22 protein-coding genes are annotated in these 25,219 nt (G+C 61.0%); 17 read left to right on the top strand and 5 right to left on the bottom strand.

From position 1 onward, the window contains the following. Positions 1–14: 14 nt before the first annotated feature. The gene (locus tag RAM80_RS26045) at positions 15–620 is read left to right on the top strand and encodes an START domain-containing protein (protein WP_416423268.1); all 606 of its coding nucleotides are present in this window, start codon (positions 15–17) and stop codon (positions 618–620) included. A gap of 418 nt (positions 621–1,038) precedes the next feature. Here RAM80_RS26045 and RAM80_RS26050 read toward each other — a convergent pair whose 3' ends face one another. After that, the gene (locus RAM80_RS26050; protein ID WP_416423269.1) at positions 1,039–2,289 is read right to left on the bottom strand and encodes an IS256 family transposase; all 1,251 of its coding nucleotides are present in this window, start codon (positions 2,287–2,289) and stop codon (positions 1,039–1,041) included. Positions 2,290–2,585: 296 nt separating this feature from the next. Between RAM80_RS26050 and RAM80_RS26055 the strand changes: the two genes are divergently transcribed. Next, positions 2,586–3,727 (top strand): IS3 family transposase gene (locus RAM80_RS26055; RefSeq protein WP_416422999.1). Its coding sequence is split into 2 segments (ribosomal slippage): positions 2,586–2,835 and positions 2,835–3,727, totalling 1,143 coding nucleotides; the frame shifts between segments, so codons are not numbered across the junction. Between the two features lie 318 nt (positions 3,728–4,045). On the opposite strand, the gene gltA is transcribed toward RAM80_RS26055, so the two are convergent. After that, positions 4,046–5,335 carry a citrate synthase gene (gene gltA / locus RAM80_RS26060; protein ID WP_416423270.1) on the bottom strand — a complete coding sequence of 430 codons (1,290 nt, stop codon included), beginning with the start codon at positions 5,333–5,335 and terminating at the stop codon, positions 4,046–4,048. Positions 5,336–5,698: 363 nt separating this feature from the next. On the opposite strand from gltA, the gene sdhC reads away from it, so the two are divergent. The 11 genes from sdhC to RAM80_RS26115 all read left to right on the top strand — a co-directional run bounded on the left by sdhC (position 5,699) and on the right by RAM80_RS26115 (position 19,534). Next, positions 5,699–6,073, top strand: coding sequence for a succinate dehydrogenase, cytochrome b556 subunit (gene sdhC / locus RAM80_RS26065; RefSeq protein WP_008372071.1), 375 nt, complete (start codon positions 5,699–5,701; stop codon positions 6,071–6,073). Next, positions 6,067–6,435 carry a succinate dehydrogenase, hydrophobic membrane anchor protein gene (gene sdhD, locus RAM80_RS26070; protein WP_416423271.1) on the top strand — a complete coding sequence of 123 codons (369 nt, stop codon included), beginning with the start codon at positions 6,067–6,069 and terminating at the stop codon, positions 6,433–6,435. Before sdhC ends, sdhD begins: the two co-directional genes overlap by 7 nt. A 3-nt stretch (positions 6,436–6,438) precedes the next feature. Next, entirely contained in the window at positions 6,439–8,211 is a 1,773-nt protein-coding gene (sdhA, locus tag RAM80_RS26075) for a succinate dehydrogenase flavoprotein subunit (RefSeq protein WP_416423272.1), read from the top strand. 11 nt (positions 8,212–8,222) lie between these two features. Beyond that, complete coding sequence (locus tag RAM80_RS26080) at positions 8,223–8,927, top strand: succinate dehydrogenase iron-sulfur subunit (protein ID WP_416423273.1); 705 nt, start codon at positions 8,223–8,225, stop codon at positions 8,925–8,927. Between the two features lie 255 nt (positions 8,928–9,182). Then, positions 9,183–12,014, top strand: coding sequence for a 2-oxoglutarate dehydrogenase E1 component (locus tag RAM80_RS26085; RefSeq protein WP_416423274.1), 2,832 nt, complete (start codon positions 9,183–9,185; stop codon positions 12,012–12,014). 42 nt (positions 12,015–12,056) lie between these two features. Next, positions 12,057–13,289, top strand: a complete 1,233-nt coding sequence (odhB, locus tag RAM80_RS26090; RefSeq protein ID WP_416423275.1) for a 2-oxoglutarate dehydrogenase complex dihydrolipoyllysine-residue succinyltransferase — start codon at positions 12,057–12,059, stop codon at positions 13,287–13,289. 102 nt (positions 13,290–13,391) lie between these two features. Further along, complete coding sequence (gene lpdA / locus RAM80_RS26095) at positions 13,392–14,828, top strand: dihydrolipoyl dehydrogenase (RefSeq protein ID WP_416423276.1); 1,437 nt, start codon at positions 13,392–13,394, stop codon at positions 14,826–14,828. Between the two features lie 202 nt (positions 14,829–15,030). Further along, positions 15,031–16,197 carry an ADP-forming succinate--CoA ligase subunit beta gene (gene sucC / locus RAM80_RS26100; protein ID WP_416427566.1) on the top strand — a complete coding sequence of 389 codons (1,167 nt, stop codon included), beginning with the start codon at positions 15,031–15,033 and terminating at the stop codon, positions 16,195–16,197. Next, positions 16,197–17,084, top strand: a complete 888-nt coding sequence (sucD, locus tag RAM80_RS26105) for a succinate--CoA ligase subunit alpha (protein WP_158155878.1) — start codon at positions 16,197–16,199, stop codon at positions 17,082–17,084. Before sucC ends, sucD begins: the two co-directional genes overlap by 1 nt. Before the next feature lie 322 nt (positions 17,085–17,406). Beyond that, positions 17,407–18,720: a branched-chain amino acid transport system II carrier protein gene (gene brnQ, locus RAM80_RS26110; RefSeq protein ID WP_416423277.1), complete on the top strand. Its 1,314-nt coding sequence runs from the start codon at positions 17,407–17,409 to the stop codon at positions 18,718–18,720. Between the two features lie 400 nt (positions 18,721–19,120). Continuing rightward, positions 19,121–19,534 (top strand): MAPEG family protein, encoded by a 414-nt coding sequence (locus RAM80_RS26115; protein ID WP_416423278.1) that lies wholly within the window; start codon positions 19,121–19,123, stop codon positions 19,532–19,534. A 67-nt stretch (positions 19,535–19,601) separates the two neighbouring features. Here RAM80_RS26115 and RAM80_RS26120 read toward each other — a convergent pair whose 3' ends face one another. Further along, positions 19,602–19,895 carry a hypothetical protein gene (locus RAM80_RS26120; RefSeq protein WP_008372097.1) on the bottom strand — a complete coding sequence of 98 codons (294 nt, stop codon included), beginning with the start codon at positions 19,893–19,895 and terminating at the stop codon, positions 19,602–19,604. A gap of 155 nt (positions 19,896–20,050) precedes the next feature. On the opposite strand from RAM80_RS26120, the gene RAM80_RS26125 reads away from it, so the two are divergent. The 4 genes from RAM80_RS26125 to RAM80_RS26140 all read left to right on the top strand — a co-directional run bounded on the left by RAM80_RS26125 (position 20,051) and on the right by RAM80_RS26140 (position 23,776). Next, entirely contained in the window at positions 20,051–20,524 is a 474-nt protein-coding gene (locus RAM80_RS26125) for a PaaI family thioesterase (protein WP_416423279.1), read from the top strand. Next, positions 20,521–20,976, top strand: coding sequence for a PaaI family thioesterase (locus RAM80_RS26130; protein WP_416423280.1), 456 nt, complete (start codon positions 20,521–20,523; stop codon positions 20,974–20,976). Before RAM80_RS26125 ends, RAM80_RS26130 begins: the two co-directional genes overlap by 4 nt. Before the next feature lie 90 nt (positions 20,977–21,066). Further along, positions 21,067–22,971, top strand: a complete 1,905-nt coding sequence (gene htpG / locus RAM80_RS26135) for a molecular chaperone HtpG (protein ID WP_416423281.1) — start codon at positions 21,067–21,069, stop codon at positions 22,969–22,971. Positions 22,972–23,044: 73 nt separating this feature from the next. Then, positions 23,045–23,776 carry a dienelactone hydrolase family protein gene (locus RAM80_RS26140; protein ID WP_416423282.1) on the top strand — a complete coding sequence of 244 codons (732 nt, stop codon included), beginning with the start codon at positions 23,045–23,047 and terminating at the stop codon, positions 23,774–23,776. 92 nt (positions 23,777–23,868) lie between these two features. Here RAM80_RS26140 and RAM80_RS26145 read toward each other — a convergent pair whose 3' ends face one another. Together RAM80_RS26145 and RAM80_RS26150 are read right to left on the bottom strand one after the other, a co-directional pair. Continuing rightward, complete coding sequence (locus RAM80_RS26145) at positions 23,869–24,729, bottom strand: pirin family protein (RefSeq protein ID WP_416423283.1); 861 nt, start codon at positions 24,727–24,729, stop codon at positions 23,869–23,871. An 11-nt stretch (positions 24,730–24,740) separates the two neighbouring features. After that, positions 24,741–25,157, bottom strand: coding sequence for an OsmC family protein (locus tag RAM80_RS26150; protein ID WP_416423284.1), 417 nt, complete (start codon positions 25,155–25,157; stop codon positions 24,741–24,743). Positions 25,158–25,219 lie beyond the last annotated feature (62 nt).

The following is a 25,219-nucleotide window of genomic DNA, read 5'->3' on the forward strand; positions in this document are numbered from 1 at the left end:
AAGGAAAAATAATTATGGGTTCGCTGCATCGTTTGGCTGTTGTATGTGGATTGACGGCGCTGGTCGCCACCGCGGTGCATGCCGAGGACTGGCAGACGGCCAAGGACGAAGACGGTATCAAGGTGTCGCTGGCCGTGGTGCCGGGCTCCGATTACAAGGCTTACCGTGGCGTGACCACCATCAAGGCGTCGATCGCCAAGATTCGCGCCCTGCAGGAAGACGTGGCCGGCGCGTGTACCTGGACCCACGAGTGCAAGCTGCAGAAGCTGCTCAAGCACGAGGGTGACAAGGCCTGGACCTACACCCAGTTCAACACGCCGTGGCCGGTGACCCCGCGTGACTCGGTGCTGGAGATCACCACGGTGCAGGGCGCCGATGGCAGCCTGACCCGCAACCTGGAAGAGGTGCCGACCTACCTGCCGCCCGAGAAAGGCTTCGTGCGCGTGGCCCAGGTGCAGGGCTTCTGGAAACTGGTGCCCAAGGGTGCGGACAGTACCGAAGTGACCTACCAGGTGCACACCGAGCCGGGTGGTAGCGTGCCGTCGTTCGTGGCGAACAAGTTTGTGGTCGAGGCACCGTTCAATACGCTGAAAGAGCTGCGTACCAAGGCTGAGCAGTAAGGTTGCAGCTGCATCGGCATCACTGCAAACCGCTCTTGATCTTGATCCCGTGAGGCCTTTGATCTTGATTGTGTGCCCCATAAAGCGCCAGGGCCGACTGGAGGCGGCGAGCAAGCGGTCCGAGGCGGAGCCGAGGAAGACGGAACCGGAGACGCTTCTATTCCGGGCCGTCGTCCGCTTGATCGGCGCCGGAGGGAGGGGACCCGCAGCGAAGCGTAGGGACCAAGCAGGGGCAAGCCTTTTTTGCTTACTTTTTGTGGCGTTTGACAAAAAGTGAGCCGCCGTAAGGGCGGAAAGGTGATTGTGCATCACCCTTGATATTGGATATGTGCATGGCTTTCGAATCTCGCTTCTGACGGGACTGTCAGATATTTTGTGTACGAGCCGGTAACGGCCTGCCGTCAGGCAGGCCGTGCTCTTACCAGGTCGGCCTGATAAACCGATCACCGTACAGAATCGCGAATTGATTCATCGCACTCTTCCAATCCTGAGCCGCATTGCCCCAGTTTGCCGTGATATTTCGCAATCCCAGCCAGATAAGCTTCGTCGCCGCCTCGTCCGTAGGGAAGTGGCTTCGTGTCTTGATAATCTTGCGCAGCTGGGAGTTTATGCTCTCGATGGCGTTGGTGGTGTAGATCACCTTCCGTATGGCTGGTGGGAACACGAAGAACGGGATGACCCGGTCCCACGCCCGCCGCCAGGCTGCAACCACGGTGGGGTGTTGCTTGCCCCAAGGGCCGGCTTCAAAGTCGTTCAGCGCCTGCTCAGCTACCTCGGCGTTCAGCGCCTGGTAGATGGGTTTGAGCGCCTTGGTCAACTCGCGTCGCTTGTCCCAGGCCACGTAATCCAGGCTGTTGCGGATCAAGTGGACGATGCAGGTCTGCAGCGTCGTCTGCGGATAAACCGCCGCCAGCGCTTCTGGCATGCCCTTGAGCCCGTCGGTGACGGCGATCAGCACATCTTCCACGCCCCGCGTCTTGAGGTCGTTGAAGACCTTCATCCAGAACTTGGCGCCCTCGGTCGTCTCGATCCAGATACCCAGGATATCGCGGGTTCCGTCAGGCAAAACACCCAGCGCAAGGTAGACCGCCTTGTTGCGAACCAGTCCTTCTTCGCGGATTTTGACCCGCAGCGCATCGAAGAAAATAACCGGGTACATAGGCTCCAGGGGCCGCTGTTGCCACGCACCGATCTCAGCCATCACCTCGTCGGTTACCGAGCTGATGAAGTCAGGCGAAACGTCCGTGCCGTATTGCTCGGAGAGAAACGCACGGATTTCCCTGACCGTCATGCCACGGGCATACATGGCGATGATCTTGTCGTCGAAACCGGTGTAACGGCGCTCGTGCTTGGGAATCAGAATGGGGGCGAAAGTGCCGTCCCGGTCGCGCGGGATTTCCAGTCGGATGGGCCCATCACCGGTCAAGACCGTCTTGCCGGTTTTGCCGTTACGGTGATTGGTTTCATCCTCTGGGCGCTGCGCGCCCGGCGGATAGCCCAAGTGATGGCCGAGTTCGGCACTCAAAGCTCGTTCAATCAGGGCCTTCTTGAACGCCGCAGAGGCATCCTCGATAGCTTCGGCCGTCATTGGCCCGTCAACGAACTGCTCCAGCAGCTCTTTCGGGATTTTTGGTAGCTCGCGGAGCGGGGTTTTCTTTTTGGTTGGCATGCATGCACCTCTTACTCATGTTATGCCCGAACACAAAATTTCTGACACTCCCCTTCTGAGGGATTCGGACATATCCATTTTCGTGGTGCGACCACCGACTGTTTCGGCCTTACGCCGACTCACTTTTTTTCAGACGCCAAAAAAAGTAAGCAAAAAACGCTTGCCCCTGCTTGGGCCCTCCGCTGCGCTACGGGTCCCCTCCTTCCGGCGTCGCTCAACGGGCAGACTGATGTGGCCTAATTATCCCGGACACGCCCAAAGGAGCGGTAATCTACCGCTCAACCAAGAGGTGTTCGATGTCCCGACGTAATTTTTCGACAGAGTTCAGGCAAGAGGCAGCAGCCCTTGTTCTTGATAGTGGCTACACCACTCCAGAAGCCTGCAAAGCCATGGGCGTGGGCCCGACCGCACTGCGTCGGTGGGTGGAACAACTCCGCCAAGAGCGTTTTGGCATCACCCCTGAAACGGCCTCTGCCATGACGCCTGAACAACAGCAAATCCAGGCGCTGCAGGTAAAAATCCGCAAGCTCGAGCTGGAGAAGGAAATCTTAAAAAAGGCTACCGCTCTCTTGATGAACGATTCCCTCGATCGAAGGCTTTGATCGATGCGTTAAGTGAGCGTTTCTCGGTGACTGATTTGTGTCGTGTTTTTGGGATAAGCCGCAGCGGTTATTACGAGCATCTCAAGCGCCGCAATTGCCCCGATCCAGACCGGGAACGGCTGAAAACGTTGGCCACAGGGCTGCACGCCGAAAGTCGAGGCTCCATGGGCGCACGAGTATTGTCTGCGGCGCTCAAGGCCCAGGGCGAACAGGTGGGGCGTTTTTTGGCCGGGCGGTTAATGGCCGAGGCTGATTTGCGGAGCATTCAACGTCGGCCAAACCCTTATCGCCTGGCCACGGTGGAGGCAAAATTTGCACCCAATCTATTGGAGCGCCAGTTCGAAGTGTCGGCGCCCAATCGGGTTTGGTGTGGTGATATCACCTATATCTGGGCGGGGACGCATTGGCTCTATCTGGCGGCTGTCCTCGATCTGTATGCCCGGCGGATCGTGGGTTGGGCCATCTCCAAAAGCCCCGATTCGGCATTGGCGTGCAAGGCATTGGAGCTGGCTTATCAGGCCCGCGGAATGCCCGACAAGGTCATGTTTCATTCGGATCAAGGCTGTCAGTACAGCAGTGAGCTGTTTCGCGACAAGCTTGAAGGATTCGGGATGAGGCAAAGCATGAGCCGGCGTGGAAACTGCTGGGATAATGCACCGATGGAGCGTTTTTTCAGCAGCCTGAAGTCAGAATGGATACCCAAGAAAGGCTACCAGGACGAGGCGAAGGCCAGGCCGGATGTGCTTCGATACGTGATCCATCATTACAACCAGGTCCGGCTTCACAGCCATAACGAGTACCGCACGCCGGTGGAGCATGAAAGGCTGGCGGCGTAGCTCCTAAACAAATGTCCGGGATTGGTTGACCAGATCAGACGGCACCCGCTATAGAAGCCTGCGGGTTACCGTCTCTTCGGCCTGCGGCCTCGGCCCTTCGGGCAGCCCGTTGATCGACGCCTCCAGTCGGCCCTGGCGCTTTACGGGGCATACAATCAAGATCAAAAGCCAGATCAAGATCAAGATCAAGATCACAAGCAGATCACAAGCCAGATCAAGATCAGCAGCCAGGTCCAGGTTGCAGGCTGGATCTGGATCATTGGTGGATGGAAATAAAAAAGGCTGCCCGAGGGCAGCCTTTTTTTGCAGCTGGAAAACTTACTTGCGGTCTTCCAGCTTGCTCACGTCGCGCGAATCGTAGCCGGTGTACAGCTGGCGCGGGCGGCCGATCTTGTACGGGCTGGAGAGCATTTCCTTCCAGTGCGAGATCCAGCCCACGGTACGTGCCAGGGCGAAGATCACGGTGAACATGCTGGTTGGAATGCCGATCGCCTTGAGGATGATCCCCGAGTAGAAGTCGACGTTCGGGTACAGCGAGCGCTCGATGAAGTAAGGATCGGTAAGGGCGATCTCTTCCAGGCGCATGGCCAGTTCCAGCTGCGGGTCGTTCTTGATGCCCAGCTCTTTCAAGACTTCGTCGCAGGTCTGCTTCATCACGGTGGCGCGCGGGTCGCGGTTCTTGTAGACGCGGTGACCGAAGCCCATGAGCTTGAACGGATCGTTCTTGTCCTTGGCCTTGGCGATGAACTTGTCGATGTTGGACACATCGCCGATTTCATCGAGCATGGTCAGCACGGCTTCGTTCGCACCGCCGTGGGCAGGGCCCCACAGTGCGGCGATGCCGGCGGCGATACAGGCGAACGGGTTGGCACCCGACGAGCCTGCCAGGCGCACGGTGGACGTCGAGGCGTTCTGTTCGTGGTCGGCGTGCAGGATGAAGATGCGGTCCATGGCCTTGGCCAGGATTGGACTGATCGGTTTGATCTCGCACGGGGTGTTGAACATCATGTGCAGGAAGTTTTCCGCGTACGTCAGGTCGTTGCGCGGGTACATCATGGGTTGGCCCATGGAGTACTTGTACACCATCGCTGCCAGGGTCGGCATCTTGGCGACCAGGCGCACGGCGGAAATTTCGCGGTGCTGCGGGTTATTGATGTCCAGCGAGTCATGGTAGAACGCCGACAGGGCGCCAACCACGCCGCACATCACGGCCATCGGGTGGGCGTCGCGGCGGAAGCCGTTGAAGAAGGTCTTCAACTGCTCGTGCACCATGGTGTGGTTCTTCACGGTGCTGACGAACTGGGCCTTCTGCTCTGCCGTCGGCAGTTCGCCGTTGAGCAGCAGGTAGCAGGTTTCCAGGTAGTCGGATTTCTCGGCCAGCTGCTCGATCGGGTAGCCCCGGTGCAGCAGGATGCCGTTGTCACCATCGATGTAGGTGATCTTCGATTCGCACGAGGCGGTCGACATGAAACCAGGGTCGAAAGTGAAGCGGCCCGTGGAAGTCAGGCTTCGCACGTCGATAACATCGGGACCAACGGTGCCGGTTAAAATGGGCAGCTCGACGGGGGCTGCGCCCTCGATGATCAACTGCGCTTTTTTGTCAGCCATGTGGCCTCCTATTAATGCTTGAAATCATCAGACAGACCCCCCACGCAGGGCCCGCACCACTATAGTGAGATAAATCCGAATGTCAATTTGCTTAAAGTCAGGCTGTACAAGGCTTTTAGCGCGTTTTTTCATTGCTGATCCCTGCCATTTACGCCTTTTTTTCATATAGCGCAATCCGCCCTTTCGGGTAGGTCGGCGCGTTGTCATTAGTATCCTAACTGTCTATACTCGGCAGCCGACCGTCAGGGGCTTTTCAGCCCGTTTCCGCTGGCGTCGTCACTCCCTGGGTGGTGGGTACCTGACCAGTACACTTCCCGACAACTTGCCCTGCTTGCTAGGGGCTCTTCAGTGTGAAAAAAAGCCGTGAATAGCCAACGACCTGTAAACCTAGACCTAAGGACCATCAAACTCCCCATAACCGGCGTAACGTCGTTCCTTCATCGCGTATCGGGCATCATCCTGTTCCTGGGTATCGGCTTCATGCTTTATGCATTGGGCAAATCCCTGGGTTCGGAAGAAGGCTTCGCGTCCGTGAAGGACACCTTGACCAGCCCCCTGGCCAAGTTCGTTGCATGGGGTCTTTTGTCCTCCCTGCTGTATCACCTGGTGGCCGGTGTGCGCCATCTGATCATGGATGCCGGTATTGGTGAGACGCTGGAAGGCGGTCGCCGTGGCTCCAAAATCATCATCGCCGTTTCCGTGGTGCTGATCGTTCTGGCAGGAGTTTGGATATGGTAACCAGCGTTACGAATCTTTCGCGTTCGGGCCTCTACGACTGGATGGCACAGCGTGTGTCGGCGGTTGTCCTCGCGGCTTATTTCATTTTCCTGATCGGATACCTCGTTGCGCATCCGGGCATTGGTTTCGACCAATGGCATGCGCTGTTCTCCCACAACGCCATGCGCATCTTCAGCCTGTTGGCGCTGGTGGCCCTCAGTGCTCACGCCTGGGTCGGCATGTGGACCATCGCCACCGACTACCTGACGCCAATGGCGCTGGGCAAGGCGGCGACGGCAGTGCGTTTCCTGTTCCAGGCAGTATGCGGCGTAGCAATGTTCGCGTACTTCGTCTGGGGTGTGCAGATTCTTTGGGGTATCTGATTCATGGCTAGCATCAATTCAATGACTTTCGACGCCATCATCATCGGTGGTGGTGGCGCCGGCATGCGCGCTGCGCTGCAACTGGCACAGGGCGGTCACAAGACTGCCGTGGTCACCAAGGTGTTCCCGACCCGTTCGCACACTGTATCGGCCCAGGGTGGCATCACCTGCGCCATCGCCTCGGCCGACCCGAACGATGACTGGCGCTGGCACATGTACGATACCGTCAAGGGTTCCGACTACATCGGTGACCAGGACGCTATCGAATACATGTGTTCCGTAGGTCCGGAAGCCGTGTTCGAACTGGAACACATGGGTCTGCCGTTCTCCCGTACCGAGCAGGGCCGCATCTACCAGCGTCCGTTCGGTGGCCAGTCCAAGGACTTCGGTAAAGGTGGCCAGGCCGCCCGTACCTGCGCCGCTGCCGACCGTACTGGTCACGCGCTGCTGCACACCCTGTACCAGGCCAACCTGAAGGCCGGTACCGTATTCCTGAACGAATACTACGCCGTTGATCTGGTGAAGAACTCCGACGGCCAGTTCGTCGGCGTGATCGCCATCTGCATCGAAACCGGTGAAACCTCGTACATCCGCGCTGATGCGACCGTACTGGCTACCGGCGGTGCGGGCCGTATCTACTCGTCCACCACCAACGCCCTGATCAACACCGGCGACGGCGTGGGCATGGCCCTGCGTGCCGGCGTGCCGGTACAGGACATCGAGATGTGGCAGTTCCACCCGACCGGCATCGCCGGCGCCGGTGTACTGGTTACCGAAGGTTGCCGTGGTGAAGGTGGTTACCTGATCAACAAGCACGGCGAGCGTTTCATGGAGCGTTATGCGCCGAACGCGAAGGACCTGGCTGGTCGTGACGTGGTTGCCCGCTCGATGGTTAAAGAAATCATCGCCGGCAACGGTTGCGGTCCTGACGGCGACCACGTGATGCTGAAGCTCGACCACCTGGGCGAGGAAGTGCTGCACAGCCGCCTGCCTGGCATCTGCGAACTGTCGAAGACCTTCGCCCACGTTGACCCGGTCGTCGCGCCAGTTCCTGTGGTTCCAACCTGCCACTACATGATGGGCGGCATCGCCACCAACATTCATGGCCAGGCCATCACCCAGGACGCCGAAGGCAACGACACCATCATCCCTGGCCTGTTCGCAGTGGGTGAAGTGGCGTGCGTATCGGTGCACGGTGCCAACCGCCTGGGCGGCAACTCGCTGCTCGACCTGGTGGTGTTCGGTCGCGCCGCCGGCCTGCACCTGGAGCAGGCCCTGAGCGAAGGCGTGGAATACAGCCGCGCCAGCGACACCGACATCGAAGTGGCCCTGGCTCGCCTGAACGGCCTGAACACCCGTACCACCGGCGAAGACGTCGCTACCCTGCGCAAAGAACTGCAGCAGTGCATGCAGAACTACTTCGGCGTGTTCCGTACCGGCGAATACATGCAGAAGGGCATCGCCCAGCTGGCGACCCTGCGCGAGCGTATCGCCAACGTCAAGATCAACGACAAGAGCCAAGGCTTCAACACCGCTCGAATCGAAGCCCTTGAGCTGCAGAACCTGCTGGAAGTGGCCGAAGCCACCGCGATCGCCGCAGAGCATCGCAAAGAGTCCCGCGGCGCCCACGCCCGTGAAGACTACGAAGACCGCGACGATGAAAACTGGCTGTGCCACACCCTGTACTTCCCGGGTGAGAAGCGCGTTGCCAAGCGTGCTGTCAACTTCTCGCCGAAAACCGTTCCGACTTTCGAACCTAAAGTCCGGACTTACTAAGGGTGGCCGCCATGTTGCAAGTCAGTGTTTACCGCTACAACCCCGACGTGGATACCGCGCCGTCCATGCAGACCTTCCAGGTCGACACCGGCGGCAAGGACCTGATGGTCCTGGACGTGCTGGCGTTGATCAAGGAGCAGGACGAGGGTTTCTCGTACCGTCGCTCCTGCCGTGAGGGTGTTTGCGGCTCCGACGGCATGAACATCAACGGCAAGAACGGCCTGGCGTGCATCACGCCGCTGTCCGCTGTCGTAAAAGGTAACAAGTTGGTCATCCGTCCACTGCCAGGTCTGCCGGTAATCCGTGACCTGGTCGTCGATATGAGCATCTTCTACAAGCAGTACGAGAAGGTGAAGCCTTTCCTGCAGAACGACACGCCGGCCCCGGCCATCGAGCGTCTGCAGTCGCCGGAAGAGCGCGAGAAGCTGGACGGTCTGTACGAGTGCATCCTGTGCGCTTGCTGCTCGACTTCCTGCCCGTCCTTCTGGTGGAACCCGGACAAGTTCCTGGGCCCTGCTGCGCTGCTGCAAGCCTACCGTTTCCTGGCTGACAGCCGTGACACCAAGACCAATGAGCGTCTGGCGTCCCTGGATGACCCGTTCAGCGTGTTCCGCTGCCGGGGCATCATGAACTGCGTGAACGTTTGCCCCAAGGGTCTGAACCCTACCAAGGCGATCGGCCACGTACGTAACATGCTGCTGCAAAGCGGCGTTTGATACTGATACACCTGCTGTAACGTAAAGCGCCAGGGTGCGGGTCTTCTTCAGCCCGTACCCTGGTAACAACCAGAGCGTGGCCCACAAGGCCTTCGCTTTTAATTTTGAAGCAATGAGACCAGCAGGGGCATCCGGGCTGGTACCCGGACTACTTGCGTGATTTCTCGGTGGCTTGTTGTAGTCGCTGCACTCGGACTTATTCAAGCTTGCTGTGGCGTCAACGCCGGTGGAGTCCCCAAACGAGGGTGACCAAGCATGCAAGAAAGCGTGATGCAGCGCATGTGGAGCAGTGCCTACCTTTCCGGTGGTAACGCTGCCTATGTGGAAGAGCTCTACGAACTCTACCTGCACGACCCTAACGCTGTGCCAGAAGAGTGGCGCACCTACTTCCAGAAGCTGCCTGCCGATGGCGGCGCAGCTACCGATGTTTCGCACTCGACAATTCGCGATCATTTCGTGCTGCTGGCCAAAAACCAGCGCCGCGCCCAACCGGTTTCCGCCGGAAGCGTGAGCAGCGAGCACGAGAAGAAGCAAGTTGAAGTGCTGCGATTGATCCAGGCCTACCGCATGCGCGGCCATCAGGCGGCCCAGCTGGACCCGCTGGGGCTGTGGCAGCGACCTGCACCGGCAGACCTGTCAATCAATCATTACGGCATGACCAATGCCGATCTCGATACAACCTTCCGTGCCGGCGACCTGTTCATCGGCAAGGAGGAAGCGAGCCTACGTGAAATTCTCGAAGCGTTGCAGCAGACATATTGTCGCACCATCGGTTCGGAGTTCACTCACATCGTCGATTCCGAGCAACGCCAGTGGTTCCAGCAGCGTCTGGAAAGCGTGCGCGGCCGTCCGGTGTTCTCCGCTGACGTGAAGGGCCACGTGCTCGAGCGCGTTACCGCGGCAGAGGGCCTGGAGAAGTACCTGGGCACCAAGTACCCGGGCACCAAGCGCTTCGGTCTGGAAGGCGGCGAGAGCCTGATTCCGATGCTCGACGAGATGATCCAGCGTTCCGGTTCCTACGGCACCAAGGAAGTGGTCATCGGCATGGCCCACCGTGGCCGCCTGAACGTGCTGGTGAACACCTTCGGCAAGAACCCGCGCGAGCTGTTCGACGAGTTCGAAGGCAAGAAGAAGGTCGAGCTGGGCTCCGGTGACGTGAAGTACCACCAGGGCTTCTCGTCCAACGTGATGACCCCGGGCGGCGAAGTGCACCTGGCCATGGCGTTCAACCCGTCCCACCTGGAGATCGTATCGCCAGTGGTCGAGGGTTCCGTGCGCGCCCGCCAGGACCGCCGCAACGACGCGGTCGGCGACAAGGTGCTGCCGATTTCCATCCACGGTGACGCTGCGTTCGCAGGCCAGGGCGTGGTCATGGAAACCTTCCAGATGTCGCAGACCCGCGGTTTCAAGACCGGCGGCACCGTGCACATCGTGATCAACAACCAGGTCGGCTTCACCATCAGCAACCCGCGCGACTCGCGTTCCACCGAGTACGCCACCGACGTTGCCAAGATGATCCAGGCGCCGATCCTGCACGTGAACGGCGATGACCCGGAAGCGGTGCTGTTCGTCACCCAGCTTGCCGTCGACTACCGCATGCAGTTCAAGCGCGACATCGTCATCGACCTGGTGTGCTACCGCCGTCGCGGCCACAACGAGGCCGACGAGCCAAGCGGCACCCAGCCGCTGATGTACCAGCAGATCGCCAAGCAGCGCACCACTCGCGAACTGTACGCCGAGCGCCTGATCCAGGGCGGCAGCCTCAACGCCGACGCCGTGCAGGCCCAGGTGGACGAGTACCGCAACGCGCTGGACAACGGCCTGCACGTGGTGAAAAGCCTGGTCAAGGAACCGAACAAGGAACTGTTCGTGGACTGGCGCCCGTACCTGGGCCACGCCTGGACTGCGCGCCACGACACCCGCTTCGACCTCAAGACCCTGCAGGAACTGTCCGCCAAGCTGCTGGAAATTCCGGAAGGCTTCGTGGTGCAGCGCCAGGTCGCGAAGATCTACGAAGACCGCCAGAAGATGCAGGCCGGTGGCTTGCCGATCAACTGGGGCTACGCCGAAACCATGGCCTACGCCACCCTGGCCTTCGAAGGCCACCCGGTGCGCATGACCGGCCAGGACATCGGTCGCGGCACGTTCTCGCACCGTCACGCGGTCCTGCACAACCAGAAGGATGCTTCCACCTATATCCCTCTGCAGAACCTGTACGCCGGCCAGCCACGTTTCGACCTGTACGATTCGTTCCTGTCCGAAGAAGCGGTACTGGCGTTCGAATACGGCTACTCCACCACCATGCCTAACGCGCTGGTGATCTGGGAAGCCCAGTTCGGTGACTTCGCCAACGGTGCCCAGGTAGTGATCGACCAGTTCATCACCAGCGGCGAGCACAAGTGGGGTCGCCTGTGCGGTCTGACCATGCTGCTGCCACACGGTTATGAAGGGCAGGGCCCGGAGCACTCCTCCGCGCGTCTGGAGCGTTACCTGCAGCTGTGCGCCGAGCACAACATCCAGGTGTGCGTGCCGACGACCCCTGCACAGATCTACCACCTGCTGCGTCGCCAGGTCATCCGTCCGCTGCGCAAGCCGCTGGTGGTCCTGACGCCGAAGTCGCTGCTGCGTCACAAGCTGGCGGTCTCGACCCTGGAAGACCTGGCCGAAGGCTCCTTCCAGACCGTTATCCCGGAAGTCGACGCCATCGAGCCGGCCAAGGTCAAGCGCCTGGTGCTGTGCAGCGGCAAGGTCTACTACGACCTGCTGGAAAAACGTCGTGCCGAAGGCCGTGATGACATCGCGATCGTGCGTCTGGAGCAACTGTACCCGTTCCCTGAAGACGACCTGATGGAGACGCTCGCCCCGTACACCAACCTCGAGAACGTGGTGTGGTGCCAGGAAGAGCCGATGAACCAGGGCGCCTGGTACAGCAGCCAGCACCACATGCGTCGCAGCTTCAGCAACCACAAGAAGGGCCTGGTCCTGGAATACGCCGGTCGCGATGCTTCGGCCGCGCCAGCCTGTGGTTACGCTTCGATGCACGCCGAGCAGCAGGAAAAACTGCTGCAAGACGCATTCACCGTTTGATGCCATCGCGCACAAGAAACCGAATTTAAGGAACCACTGATAATGGCTATCGAGATCAAAGCCCCTACTTTCCCGGAATCGGTTGCCGATGGCACCGTTGCCACCTGGCACAAGCAACCGGGCGAAGCCGTCAAGCGCGACGAGCTGATTGTCGACATCGAGACCGACAAAGTAGTGCTGGAAGTACTCGCCACCGCTGACGGCGTCCTGGGCGCCATCGTCAAGGGCGAGGGCGAAACCGTCCTGTCCGACGAAGTCCTGGGCTCCATCGTTGAAGGCGGCGCCGCTGCCGCCGCTCCAGCTGCCGCGCCTGCCGCTGCCGCTGCTGCCGCTGCTGCACCTGCTGCTGCCGCCGCTGGCGACGAAGACGCCATCGGCGCGCCGGCTGCGCGCAAGCTGGCCGAAGAAAACGGCATTGCCCTGAGCAGCATCAAGGGCACTGGCAAGGACGGCCGCGTGACCAAGGAAGACGTGGTTGCTGCCATCGAAGCCAAGAAGTCCGCACCTGCTGCCGCCCCGGCTGCCAAGCCTGCCGCTGCCGCTGCTGCCGCCCCTGTGCTGGCCGCCGGTGACCGCGTTGAAAAACGCGTGCCGATGACCCGCCTGCGCGCCAAGGTTGCCGAGCGCCTGGTCGAAGCCCAGTCGAACATGGCCATGCTGACCACTTTCAACGAAGTCGACATGACTGAGGTCATGGCCCTGCGTTCGAAGTACAAGGACCTGTTCGAGAAGTCCCACAACGGCGTGCGCCTGGGCTTCATGTCGTTCTTCGTCAAGGCTGCCACCGAAGCGCTGAAGCGCTTCCCTGCGGTCAACGCCTCGATCGACGGCGCCGACATCGTCTACCACGGCTACGCTGACGTCGGCGTTGCCGTGTCCAGCGACCGCGGCCTGGTCGTGCCAGTACTGCGCAACGCCGAGCTGATGAGCCTGGCCGAAATCGAAGGCGGCATCGCCACCTTCGGCAAGAAGGCGCGCGACGGCAAGCTGTCGATGGAAGAAATGACTGGTGGTACCTTCACCATCACCAACGGCGGTACCTTCGGTTCGATGATGTCGACCCCGATCGTCAACCCGCCACAGGCCGCTATCCTGGGCATGCACAACATCATCCAGCGCCCGATGGCCGTCAACGGTCAGGTCGTGATCCGTCCGATGATGTACCTGGCGCTGTCCTACGATCACCGCCTGATCGACGGTAAAGAAGCCGTTACCTTCCTGGTGACCATCAAGAACCTGCTCGAAGATCCGGCTCGTCTGCTGCTGGACATCTGACAAAGCAGCCGAAAGCTGTAAGCTACGAGCCTCAAGCCGTCCGCGGCGGGGCTCTGGCCTGCAGCTTGCGGCTTGAAGCTTGAAGCTAATAGGAAGCTATTTATGACTCAGAAATTCGACGTGGTAGTGATTGGTGCGGGCCCTGGCGGCTACGTGGCCGCCATCAAGGCAGCACAGCTCGGTCTTTCGACTGCCTGCATCGAGAAGTACACCGACAAGGAAGGCAAACTGGCCCTGGGCGGTACCTGCCTGAACGTCGGCTGCATTCCTTCCAAGGCGCTGCTGGACAGCTCCTGGAAATTCCACGAAGCCCAGGACGGTTTCGCCATCCACGGTATCAGCCACAGCGGCGTGACCATGGACGTGCCAGCGATGGTCGGCCGCAAGGCCAACATCGTCAAGGGCCTGACCTCCGGCGTTGCCACCCTGTTCAAGGCCAACGGCGTCACTTCGATCCAGGGCCACGGCAAGCTGCTGGCTGGCAAGAAAGTCGAAGTCACCAAGCCTGACGGCACCACCGAAGTCATCGAAGCCGAGAACGTCATCCTGGCCTCCGGTTCGCGTCCGATCGACATTCCGCCGGCTCCGGTCGACAACAAGGTCATCGTCGACTCCACCGGCGCCCTGGAATTCCAGGCCGTGCCAAAACGCCTGGGCGTGATCGGCGCTGGCGTCATCGGCCTGGAGCTGGGTTCGGTATGGTCGCGCCTCGGCGCCCAGGTGACCGTGCTGGAAGCCCTGGACACCTTCCTGATGGCCGCTGACACCGCCGTCTCGAAAGAAGCCTACAAGACGCTGACCAAGCAAGGCCTGGACATCAAGCTGGGCGCGCGCGTCACCGGCTCCAAGGTCAACGGCGAAGAAGTCGTGGTCACCTACACCGACGCCAACGGCGAACAGAACATCACCTTCGACAAGCTGATCGTTGCCGTGGGCCGTCGCCCAGTGACCACCGACCTGCTGGCCGCCGACAGCGGCGTGAACATCGACGAGCGCGGCTTCATCTTCGTCGACGATCACTGCACCACCAGCGTGCCTGGCGTCTACGCCATCGGTGACGTGGTGCGTGGCATGATGCTGGCCCACAAGGCCTCGGAAGAGGGCATCATGGTCGTCGAGCGCATCAAGGGCCACAAGACCCAGATGAACTACGACCTGATCCCATCGGTTATCTACACCCACCCGGAAATTGCATGGGTCGGTAAAACCGAACAGGCCTTGAAGGCTGAAGGCGTTGAAGTTAACGTGGGCACCTTCCCGTTCGCCGCCAGTGGCCGTGCCATGGCAGCAAACGATACCGGCGGTTTTGTAAAAGTTATCGCTGATGCCAAGACTGACCGCGTGCTGGGTGTCCATGTAATTGGCCCAAGCGCCGCAGAACTGGTTCAGCAGGGCGCGATCGGCATGGAATTCGGCACTAGCGCCGAAGACCTCGGGATGATGGTTTTCTCCCACCCGACCCTGTCCGAAGCACTGCATGAAGCAGCGCTGGCCGTGAATGGCGGTGCCATCCACGTTGCCAACCGTAAAAAGCGTTAAGTGAAACAATAAGAAACCACGACGGGCCGCCCGTCGTGAGTCTTGCGTGCACGACTCACCGCGGAAAGTTCGTCGGACTCACCCCGCAGGCCAACAGGGACCACGCATCCTTGAAAGCCTGCGAGCAGCAGTCACAGGTGGCGCGGCACTCCACAGAGAGCGCAGCGCCGAAGCGCAGTACCTAACGAAGACGGTAATAAGCATGAATCTTCACGAGTATCAGGGTAAGCAGCTGTTCGCTGAATACGGCCTGCCAGTATCCAAGGGTTACGCGGTAGACACCCCGGAAGAAGCTGCAGCAGCTTGCGAAAAAATCGGCGGGACTGAATGGGTCGTCAAGGCTCAGGTCCACGCGGGTGGTCGCGGTAAAGCGGGCGGCGTAAAGCTGGTTCGCAGCAAAGAAGACGCCAAGGCCTTCGCACAGCAGTGGCTGGGCAAGCGCCTGGTGACTTACCAGACTGACGCCAATGGCCAGCCTGTTACCAAGATCCTGGTTGAATCCTGCACCGATATCGCCAAAGAGCTGTATCTGGGCGCAGTAGTCGACCGCTCCAGCCGTCGTATCGTGTTCATGGCTTCCACCGAAGGTGGCGTGGACATCGAGAAGATCGCTCACGACACTCCTGAAAAGATTCTGAAAGCTACCATCGACCCACTGGTCGGCGCACAGCCGTTCCAGGGTCGCGACCTGGCGTTCCAGCTGGGTCTGGAAGGCAAGCAGGTTGCCCAGTTCGCCAAGATCTTCGTTGGCCTGGCCAAGCTGTTCCAGGACCACGACCTGGCCCTGCTGGAAGTCAACCCGCTGGTGATCAAGGCCGACGGCGACCTGCACTGCCTCGATGCCAAGATCAACATCGACGCCAACGCCATGTACCGTCAGCCCAAGCTGAAGACGTTCCATGACCCGTCGCAAGACGACGCCCGTGAAGCCCACGCTGCCAAGTTCGAACTGAACTACGTGGCACTGGAAGGCAACATCGGCTGCATGGTCAACGGTGCCGGCCTGGCCATGGGTACCATGGACATCGTCAACCTGCACGGCGGCAAGCCTGCCAACTTCCTGGACGTGGGCGGCGGCGCTACCAAAGAGCGCGTGACCGAAGCGTTCAAGATCATTCTGTCCGACTCCAACGTCGCCGCAGTACTGGTCAACATCTTCGGCGGCATCGTTCGCTGCGACATGATTGCCGAAGGCATCATCGGCGCCGTGAAAGAAGTCGGCGTGAAAATCCCGGTCGTTGTGCGCCTTGAAGGCAACAACGCTGACCTGGGCGCCAAAGTACTGGCAGAAAGCGGTCTGAACATCATCGCTGCCACCAGCCTGACCGACGCTGCTCAACAAGTCGTTAAAGCTGCGGAGGGCAAGTAATGAGCGTCCTGATCAATAAAGATACCAAAGTCATCTGCCAGGGCTTCACCGGCTCGCAGGGTACTTTCCACTCCGAACAAGCCATCGCCTACGGCACCAAGATGGTTGGCGGCGTGACCCCAGGCAAGGGTGGTACCACCCACCTGAACCTGCCAGTGTTCAACACCGTTGCCGAGGCTGTAAAAGCCACCGGCGCCACCGCCAGCGTGATCTACGTACCGGCTCCGTTCTGCAAGGACTCCATCCTTGAAGCGGCGTTCGGCGGCATCAAGCTGATCATCTGCATCACCGAAGGCATTCCTACCCTGGACATGCTGGATGCCAAGGTCAAGTGCGACGAGCTGGGTGTTACCCTGATCGGCCCGAACTGCCCAGGCGTCATCACTCCGGGCGAGTGCAAGATCGGCATCATGCCAGGTCACATCCACTTGCCAGGCAAGGTAGGCATCGTGTCGCGTTCCGGCACCCTGACCTACGAAGCCGTGAAGCAGACCACCGACGCCGGCTTCGGCCAGTCGACCTGCGTCGGCATCGGCGGTGACCCGATCCCGGGCTCCAACTTCATCGACATCCTGAAGCTGTTCCAGGAAGACCCGAAGACCGAGGCGATCGTGATGATCGGCGAGATCGGCGGTTCGGCTGAAGAAGAAGCGGCTGCCTACATCAAGGCCAACGTGACCAAGCCGGTCGTGTCCTACATCGCTGGTGTGACTGCCCCTCCAGGCAAGCGCATGGGCCACGCAGGCGCAATCATCTCCGGCGGCAAGGGCACTGCAGACGAGAAGTTCGCTGCCCTGCAAGACGCCGGCGTGAAAACCGTGCGTTCGCTGGCTGACATCGGCAAGGCCCTGGCCGAGCTGACTGGCTGGGAAATCAAGAAGGCCTGAGCCTTCGTTGATTAGCTGAGCCAACAAAGGCCACCTACGGGTGGCCTTTGTCGTTTTCGGAGGTGGAAAGGTGAAACGTTTCGCCTGACGAAATCGGCAAAAAATGTCCCCCGTGCGACATTACCGCGCGTTCATCGGACAGTACGTGCAATAACAGTGCGTTTATCGCCCGAATCCGATACGCTAGCCGCCATCTCTGCGATTTGCCCCCAAAAGGGGTAGCCGCACGCTGTAAGGGCCTTGGCTTATCCAGCCTGGCCGCATTTCCCTGACCCATGGGAGATCCCTCTCTAAATTCCGATTCAGTAGTGTGGATTCCTTAATGAAAGTGTTGAAAGGCCAGGACATCCTGGCACTTGGTTTCATGACGTTCGCGTTGTTCGTAGGTGCTGGCAACATCATCTTCCCACCGATCGTCGGCCTGCAGGCCGGCCCTCACGCGTGGATGGCGGCCTTTGGCTTCCTGATCACCGCCGTGGGCCTGCCCGTGGTGACCGTGGTCGCCCTGGCGAAAGTCGGCGGCGGCATGGACGCGCTCAGCAGCCCCATCGGCAAGGTCGCCGGCGGCCTGCTGGCGGCTGTCGCGTACCTGGCCGTGGGCCCGCTGTTCGCCACCCCACGTACGGCCACCGTGTCGTTCGAAGTGGGCCTGGCGCCCCTGACCGGCGACAGCCCGACCGCGCTGTTCTGCTACAGCCTGGTGTACTTCATCGTGGTGCTGGCGGTGTCGATGTACCCTGGCAAGCTGCTCGATACCGTGGGCCGCTTCCTGGCACCGCTGAAAATCATCGCCCTGGCCGCGCTCGGCATTGCCGCGTTCATGCTGCCTGCCGGCCCCGTGGGTGACGCGCAACCGGCCTACCAGGCCGCGCCGTTCTCCAATGGCTTCATCAACGGCTACCTGACCATGGACACCCTGGGTGCCCTGGTCTTCGGCATCGTCATCGTCAACGCCATCCGCTCGCGCGGCGTCGAGTCGCCGAAGCTGATCACCCGCTACGCCATCATCGCCGGCCTGATCGCCGGTGTCGGCCTGGCGCTGGTGTACGTCAGCCTGTTCCGCCTGGGTGAAGGCAGCCACATCATCGCGGCCGACGCCACCAACGGCGCCATGGTCCTGCACGCCTACGTGCAGCACACCTTCGGCTCCCTGGGCAGCGGTTTCCTTGCCGTGCTGATCTCCCTGGCGTGCCTGGTGACTGCCGTGGGCCTGACCTGCGCCTGTGCCGAGTACTTCAGCAAGTGCCTGCCGCTGTCGTACAAGACCCTGGTGGTGCTGCTGGCCGGCTTCTCGCTGCTGGTGTCGAACCTGGGCCTGACCAAGCTGATTGCCTTCTCGATCCCGGTGCTGACCGCCATCTACCCGCCGTGCATCGCGCTGGTGGCGTTGAGCTTCTGCAAGGAGTTCTTCAGCTCGCCGACTCGCGTGTTCGCGCCGGTGATGGGTGTGTCGCTGCTGTTCGGCCTGGTTGATGCCCTCAAGGGCGCCGGTTTCACCGAATGGCTGCCGGCCTCCCTGGCCAACCTGCCGCTGAGCGACCAGGGCCTGGCGTGGCTGGTACCTTCGGTGGTCACCCTGGTGGCTGCCGTGGCCTACGACCGCGTGATGGGCAAAGCCCGCGAAGCGGTTGCCTGACACCCGGTAGCAAACCTTTGCCGGCGGCCACAAGCCGCCAAGGCAATATCGAAATGCCCTGCATCGACGGATGCAGGGCATTTTTTATGCCTGGCCGAAAAACACCCGTAGCAGCAACTGTCTTGAAGCGGCGTCGTCTGCATCGCGACTAAAGTCGGCTCCTACGCCGTACGTGGTAGGAGCCGGCCTTGGCCGCGATGCAGGCGACGCGATCGACGAGGAAACGGTGGTGGTCGCGGACGCAGCCTTCGGCAGCTACATCCTGTGGGAGCTGGCTTGCCAGCGAGCTGTTGGGGCCATAAAAGCTCGCTGGCAAGCCAGCTCCCACAAGACAGTGCGGCTACGCGGATACGGGGGGCGTGCTATACCCCTTGGGCGAACCCCAACGAGGAACACCCCCATGAGCATCCCGTTCTGGTGCATTTTCATTGCCGCGCTGTTGATCTACATCGCCCGTATCCCCGTGGCCAAGGCCATGAAAGAGCAGGGCGGCTACGACAACCACAACCCCCGCGCCCAGCAGGCGCGCCTCACCGGCCTGGGCGCGCGGGCGGTGGCGGCGCACCAGAACAGCTTCGAAGCCTTCATTCTGTTTGCGGTAGGCGTGCTGATGGCGCACACCACCCAGACGCAGGGCTGGTTCGTCGACCTGCTGGCCATCGTCTTCATCATTACGCGGGTTATTTACCTGTACCTGTACCTCAACGACAGGGCGTCGTTGCGTTCGCTGGTATGGATGGTGGGGGTGGTGTGTTCATTGTTGTTGATGCTGACGCCGGTTTATCGTTATTGGGTGTTATCCACGCTGCAATAAAGTTCAATGTCCGGAAACAAAAAAGCCCGGCAATCGGCCGGGCTTTATTGTATGCGTCAACCGCCAATCAGTTCTTGGCAGGTTCGCTCGGGGTAGTGGCCTGAGGCGCTGGAGTCTGCACGTTGGAAGCACCGTCGGAGTTCTCCTTGGCGCGTTCCTGGTTGGCTTCGTCGTTGGATTTGGCAGCTTCGGCGTTTTCTTTAGCGGCGTCGTTCATTTTATCCTGAGCGTCGTCCATCTTCTGTTGTGCTTGTTCGGCGTGTTGCTGCGCATCCTGGGCTTTGTCCTCGGATTTTTTATCGCAAGCAGCCAGGCCCAGGGAAGCGGCCAGCATCAGGGCATAAGCTAAAGTTTTACGCATGGGGTGTTTCTCCTTATTGAAGATATCTACTTTCCCTTCGAACGCGGCCCGGCAACTTAAGTTCCGTGGCAGTGCACGATATATAAGTGTTGGATCCATATAGACTTTTTGTTCACGGTGTGCTGTTTCGAAAAACAATAACCAAGGCCTCAGCCATGACCGATTCACCGTTGTTACAGCAAGCCCGGCGGTTCATCAGTGCGTTGCCGCATTGCCAGATCATTGGCCTGAGTATCAGTGCCATTGATCAGCAGGGCGTCACCTTGGTGCTGCCTTATTCGCCGGCCATTGTCGGCAACCCGCAGACGGGGGTTATCCATGGCGGTGCGGTGACAACCCTGATGGACACCACGTGCGGCATTGCCACCCTGTGCGTGCTGCCGCAGTTCGAGGTGTGCCCGACCTTGGACCTGCGCATCGACTACATTCACCCCGCCCAGGCGCACAAGGCCATCTACGGCCATGCCCAGTGCTACCGGGTGACGCGCGATGTGATCTTCACCAGGGGCTTTGCCTACCAGGACAGCGCCGATGAACCGATCGCCCAGGTGGTGGGCACCTTCATGCGCCTGGGCAAGGGCGTGAAGGGCAGCGCCGCCTTCGCCGGTGCCCTGGGAGGCCAGCCATGATCGACCATGCCCTGCGCGAACGGCTGCGCGTGGCCCACGCCGACAATGACTACGCGCCGCTGCTGGCGTTGATTCCCTACGCGACGCTGATCGGCATCCAGTGCCGGCGCGAGGAGGAGGGCGTGCTGTTCATCTTGCCGGCCAACCGCGGCAATATTGGTAACCCGTTGTTGCCGGCGATTCACGGCGGCGTGATCGCCGGCTTCATGGAACTGGCGGCGGCGCTGCAGCTGATCCTGTTCACCGAGACCGGGCAGGTGCCGAAGATCATCGACTTTTCCATTGATTACCTGCGCGCCGGGCTGTTCCGCGACACCTTCGCGCGCTGCCAGTTGTGGCGCCAGGGGCGGCGCGTTACCAACGTGGCCATCACTGCCTGGCAGGCCGACCCGGCCGAGCCCATCGCCACCGCGCGGGCGCATTTCAAGATTGATGAAAGTCCTGCCCCTTGAAATCACCGGGGCTGCCCCCATCTGATTGTCATCCCGCCGCAAATGCGCTTGAGCCCGCGGCCTGTGCCATCTGATTGGAGTTTGATGACCATGAGTGTGGAAACTCAAAAAGAAACCCTGGGCTTCCAGACCGAGGTGAAGCAGCTGCTGCACCTCATGATCCATTCGCTGTATTCCAACAAGGAAATTTTCCTTCGCGAATTGATCTCCAACGCATCCGACGCTGTCGACAAACTGCGCTTCGAAGCGCTGTCCAAGCCCGACCTGCTGGAAGGCGGCGCCGAGCTGAAAATCCGCGTGAGCTTCGACAAGGCGGCCAACACCGTCACCCTCGAAGACAACGGCATCGGCATGAACCGTGACGACGTGATCACCCACCTGGGTACCATCGCCAAGTCCGGCACCGCCGACTTCATGAAGAACCTCACCGGCGACCAGAAGAAAGATTCGCACCTGATCGGCCAATTCGGCGTGGGCTTCTACTCCGCGTTCATCGTTGCCGACCAGGTCGACGTGTACAGCCGTCGCGCCGGTACTGCCGCCAGCGAAGGCGTGCACTGGTCGTCCAAGGGCGAAGGCGAGTTCGAGGTCGCGACCATCGACAAGGCCGACCGCGGCACCCGCATCGTCCTGCACCTCAAGCCAGCCGAGTCCGAGTTCGCCGATGGCTGGCGCCTGCGCAACATCATCAAGAAGTACTCCGACCACATCGCCCTGCCGATCGAGCTGCCGAAAGAACAGGCCGCTGCCGAAGGTGAGGAACAGCCTGCCGCCGAATGGGAAACCGTCAACCGCGCCAGCGCCCTGTGGACCCGTCCGCGCACCGAGGTGAAGGACGAGGAATACCAGGAGTTCTACAAGCACATCGCCCACGACCACGAGAACCCGCTGAGCTGGAGCCATAACAAGGTCGAAGGCAAGCTGGAATACAACTCGCTGCTGTACGTGCCGGCCCGCGCGCCGTTCGACCTGTACCAGCGCGAAGCCCCACGCGGCCTGAAGCTGTACGTGCAGCGCGTGTTCGTGATGGACCAGGCCGAGTCGTTCCTGCCGCTGTACCTGCGCTTCATCAAGGGCGTGGTCGACTCCAACGACCTGTCGCTGAACGTGTCGCGGGAAATCCTGCAGAAAGACCCGATCATCGACTCCATGAAGACCGCGCTGACCAAGCGCGTGCTGGACATGCTGGAGAAGCTGGCCAAGAACGAGCCTGAGCAGTACAAGGGCTTCTGGAAGAACTTCGGCCAGGTCATCAAGGAAGGCCCGGCCGAAGACTTCGCCAACAAGGAAAAGATCGCCGGCCTGCTGCGCTTCGCGTCCACCCACGACGACAGCGGCGAGCAGACCGTGTCCCTGGCCGACTACCTGGCGCGCGCCAAGGAAGGCCAGGACAAGATCTACTTCCTCACCGGCGAGAGCTACGCGCAGGTCAAGAACAGCCCGCACCTGGAAGTCTTCCGCAAGAAAGGCATCGAAGTGCTGCTGCTGACCGACCGTATCGACGAGTGGCTGATGAGCTACCTGACCGACTTCGACGGCAAGGGCTTCGTCGACGTGGCCCGTGGCGACCTGGACCTGGGCAAGCTGGATTCGGAAGAAGACAAGAAAGCCCAGGAAGAAGTGGCCAAGGACAAGGAAGGCCTGATCGAGCGCCTGAAAGCCGCCCTGGGTGACAGCGTCAGCGAAGTGCGCGTGTCGCACCGCCTGACCGATTCGCCAGCCATCCTGGCCATCGGTGAGCAGGACCTGGGCCTGCAGATGCGCCAGATCCTGGAAGCCAGCGGCCAGAAGGTGCCTGAGTCGAAGCCGATCTTCGAGTTCAACCCAAGCCACCCGCTGATCGAGAAGCTGGATCACGAGCAGAGCGAAGACCGTTTCGCCGACTTCTCGCACATCCTCTTCGACCAGGCGGCCCTGGCCGCCGGCGACAGCCTCAAGGACCCGGCCGCCTACGTGCGCCGCCTGAACAAGCTGCTGGTCGAACTGTCCGTTTAAACTGTTGCAGCAAAAACCCGCTTCGGCGGGTTTTTGCGTTTAAGTCCCACTCTCTTTGTATCGGGGAAATCTCATGACTGTTACCGTTCAATCCGTTGTCTATCAGATCGATGGCAAGCCATATGAAAGCCGCCTGGTGTATGACGATGCGGTGGTATCCCCGCGTCCGGGCCTGTTGATGGCGCCGAACTGGGTAGGCATCAGCGAAGGCGCCGAGCGCATCGCGCAATCCGTCGCGGCCCAGGGTTATGTGGTACTGCTGGCTGACCTGTACGGCCAGGCCGTGCGCCCGAAAGGCAACGAGGAATGCCTGGCGGCGATGATGCCGCTCAAGACCGACCGCGCCGAACTGCGCAAGCGCATGCAGGTGGCCTTCGAGCAGCTGCAGGGCCAGGCCGTTGCTGCCGTGGACAAGGACCAGCTGGCCACCTTCGGCTTCTGCTTCGGTGGCTGCTGCTCCCTGGAGCTGGCCCGCACCGGCGCGCCGCTGAAGGCTGCGGTGTCGTTCCACGGTACCCTGGACACGCCGAACCCGGCCGATGGCAAGAACATCCTGGGCAAGGTGCTGGTGCTGCACGGCGCCAGCGACCCGCTGGTACCGAAAGAGCAGCTGCCTGCCTTCGAAGAAGAAATGAACGCCGCGGGCGTGGATTGGCAGCTGACCAGCTACGGTGGCGCCTACCACTCGTTCACCGACGTGGAAGCCAACAACCCGGGCGTGCAGATGTACAACAAGGTTGTGGCTGACCGTGCCTTCAAGGCCATGCACAACCTGCTGGAAGAAGTTTTCAAGCCAGCGGTCTGATTCGAATGCATCGCTGATGCATTTGTGGGAGCTGGCTTGCCAGCGAGCTTTTGGGCCTCAAAAGCTCGCTGGCAAGCCAGCTCCCACACTGATTATCGCGGTAATTCGATCCGTTCGGTTTCGCCCGGCACCGTCGGCCAATCGCCGGCTGCCCATTTCGCCCGCGCCTGGTCAATCAGCGCCACGTCGCTGGCGACGAAGTTCCAGTTCATGCGCCGCGGCCCGTCCAGCGGGGCGCCACCGATCAGCACCAGGTGGCAATCGGTCTGTGCCACCAGCGTCGGCTGCTCGCCGGCTTCCAGCACCAGCAGTGTCAGCGGCTGCACCGCCTCGTCCTCCAGTTCTACCTCACCCTCCAGCACATACAGCGCCCGCTCCTGATGTTCGTCAGGCAGCAGCAGCGTGCTGCCTGCCACCATGTGCACTTCAGCGTACAGCGTAGGAGAAAGCACCGGCACCGGTGCGACCAGGCAGAAGCCTTCGCCGGCAATCATCCTGATGCGAGCGCCCAGGGCGTCGCTCACGGGCAGTTCGCCCGCGGGGTGATGGCTGTAGTGGCTTTCACCCTGTTCGGCGCTCACAGGCGACGCCAGCCACACCTGCAGGCCATGCAGGCGCGAACCGCGGGCGCGCAGGTCGTCCGGCGTGCGCTCCACGTGGGCGATGGCCTTGCCGGCGGTCATCCAGCTGACCTCGCCGGGCTTCACCCGCTGGTCGCTGCCCAGGCTGTCCTTGTGCAGCAGCTCGCCTTCGAGCAGGTAGGTCAGGGTGGACAGGCCGATGTGCGGGTGCTGGCGGATGTTCACGCCAGCGCCGGGAGCATAGGTGGTGGCGAGCATGTGGTCGAAAAACACGAAGGGGCCCACCGCGCGGCACTGCCGCGAGGGCAGCGGGCGCAGGATGGGCTGGCCTTCGACGTCTTCGGCGGGTGGGCGAATCACCAGGTGCGGCATGACGGGCTCCGTTACTGGCTGAAGGCGCCTTCGGCCAGGGTGGTGGTGATGGCGATCTCGGTGCTGGTCATCAGCTTGTGCACGGGGCAGCGGTCGGCCACGCGGTGCAGTTCGGCGCGCTGCTCGGCGGTGAGCACGCCCTTGAGGGTCAGCACGACGTTGATTGCATAGTGGCCCTTCAACTCATGGCTGTCATCGCGCTGCACGTCCACCGACACGCCGGTCAGTGGGATGCCTTTTTTCTGCGCGTAGTACTTCAGCGTCAGCGCCTTGCAGGCGCCCAGGGCAGCGTCGAAATAGTCGTGGGGGGAGGGCGCCGAATCGTCGCCGCCCAGGGCCTTGGGCAGGTCGGTGAACAGGGCGTGGTCGTCGATCTGCAGGCTGTGGCGGAAGCTGTCGACGGACTCGGTGTTGAGGGTGATGGGCATGGGGCGGTCCTTGGGCATGATCGCCCTACTGTAGACCGTGTGGCCTGGAAGTGCTGGTACGT

Source organism: Pseudomonas sp. App30, assembly GCF_047947025.1.
In the GTDB taxonomy this organism is placed as follows: domain Bacteria; phylum Pseudomonadota; class Gammaproteobacteria; order Pseudomonadales; family Pseudomonadaceae; genus Aquipseudomonas.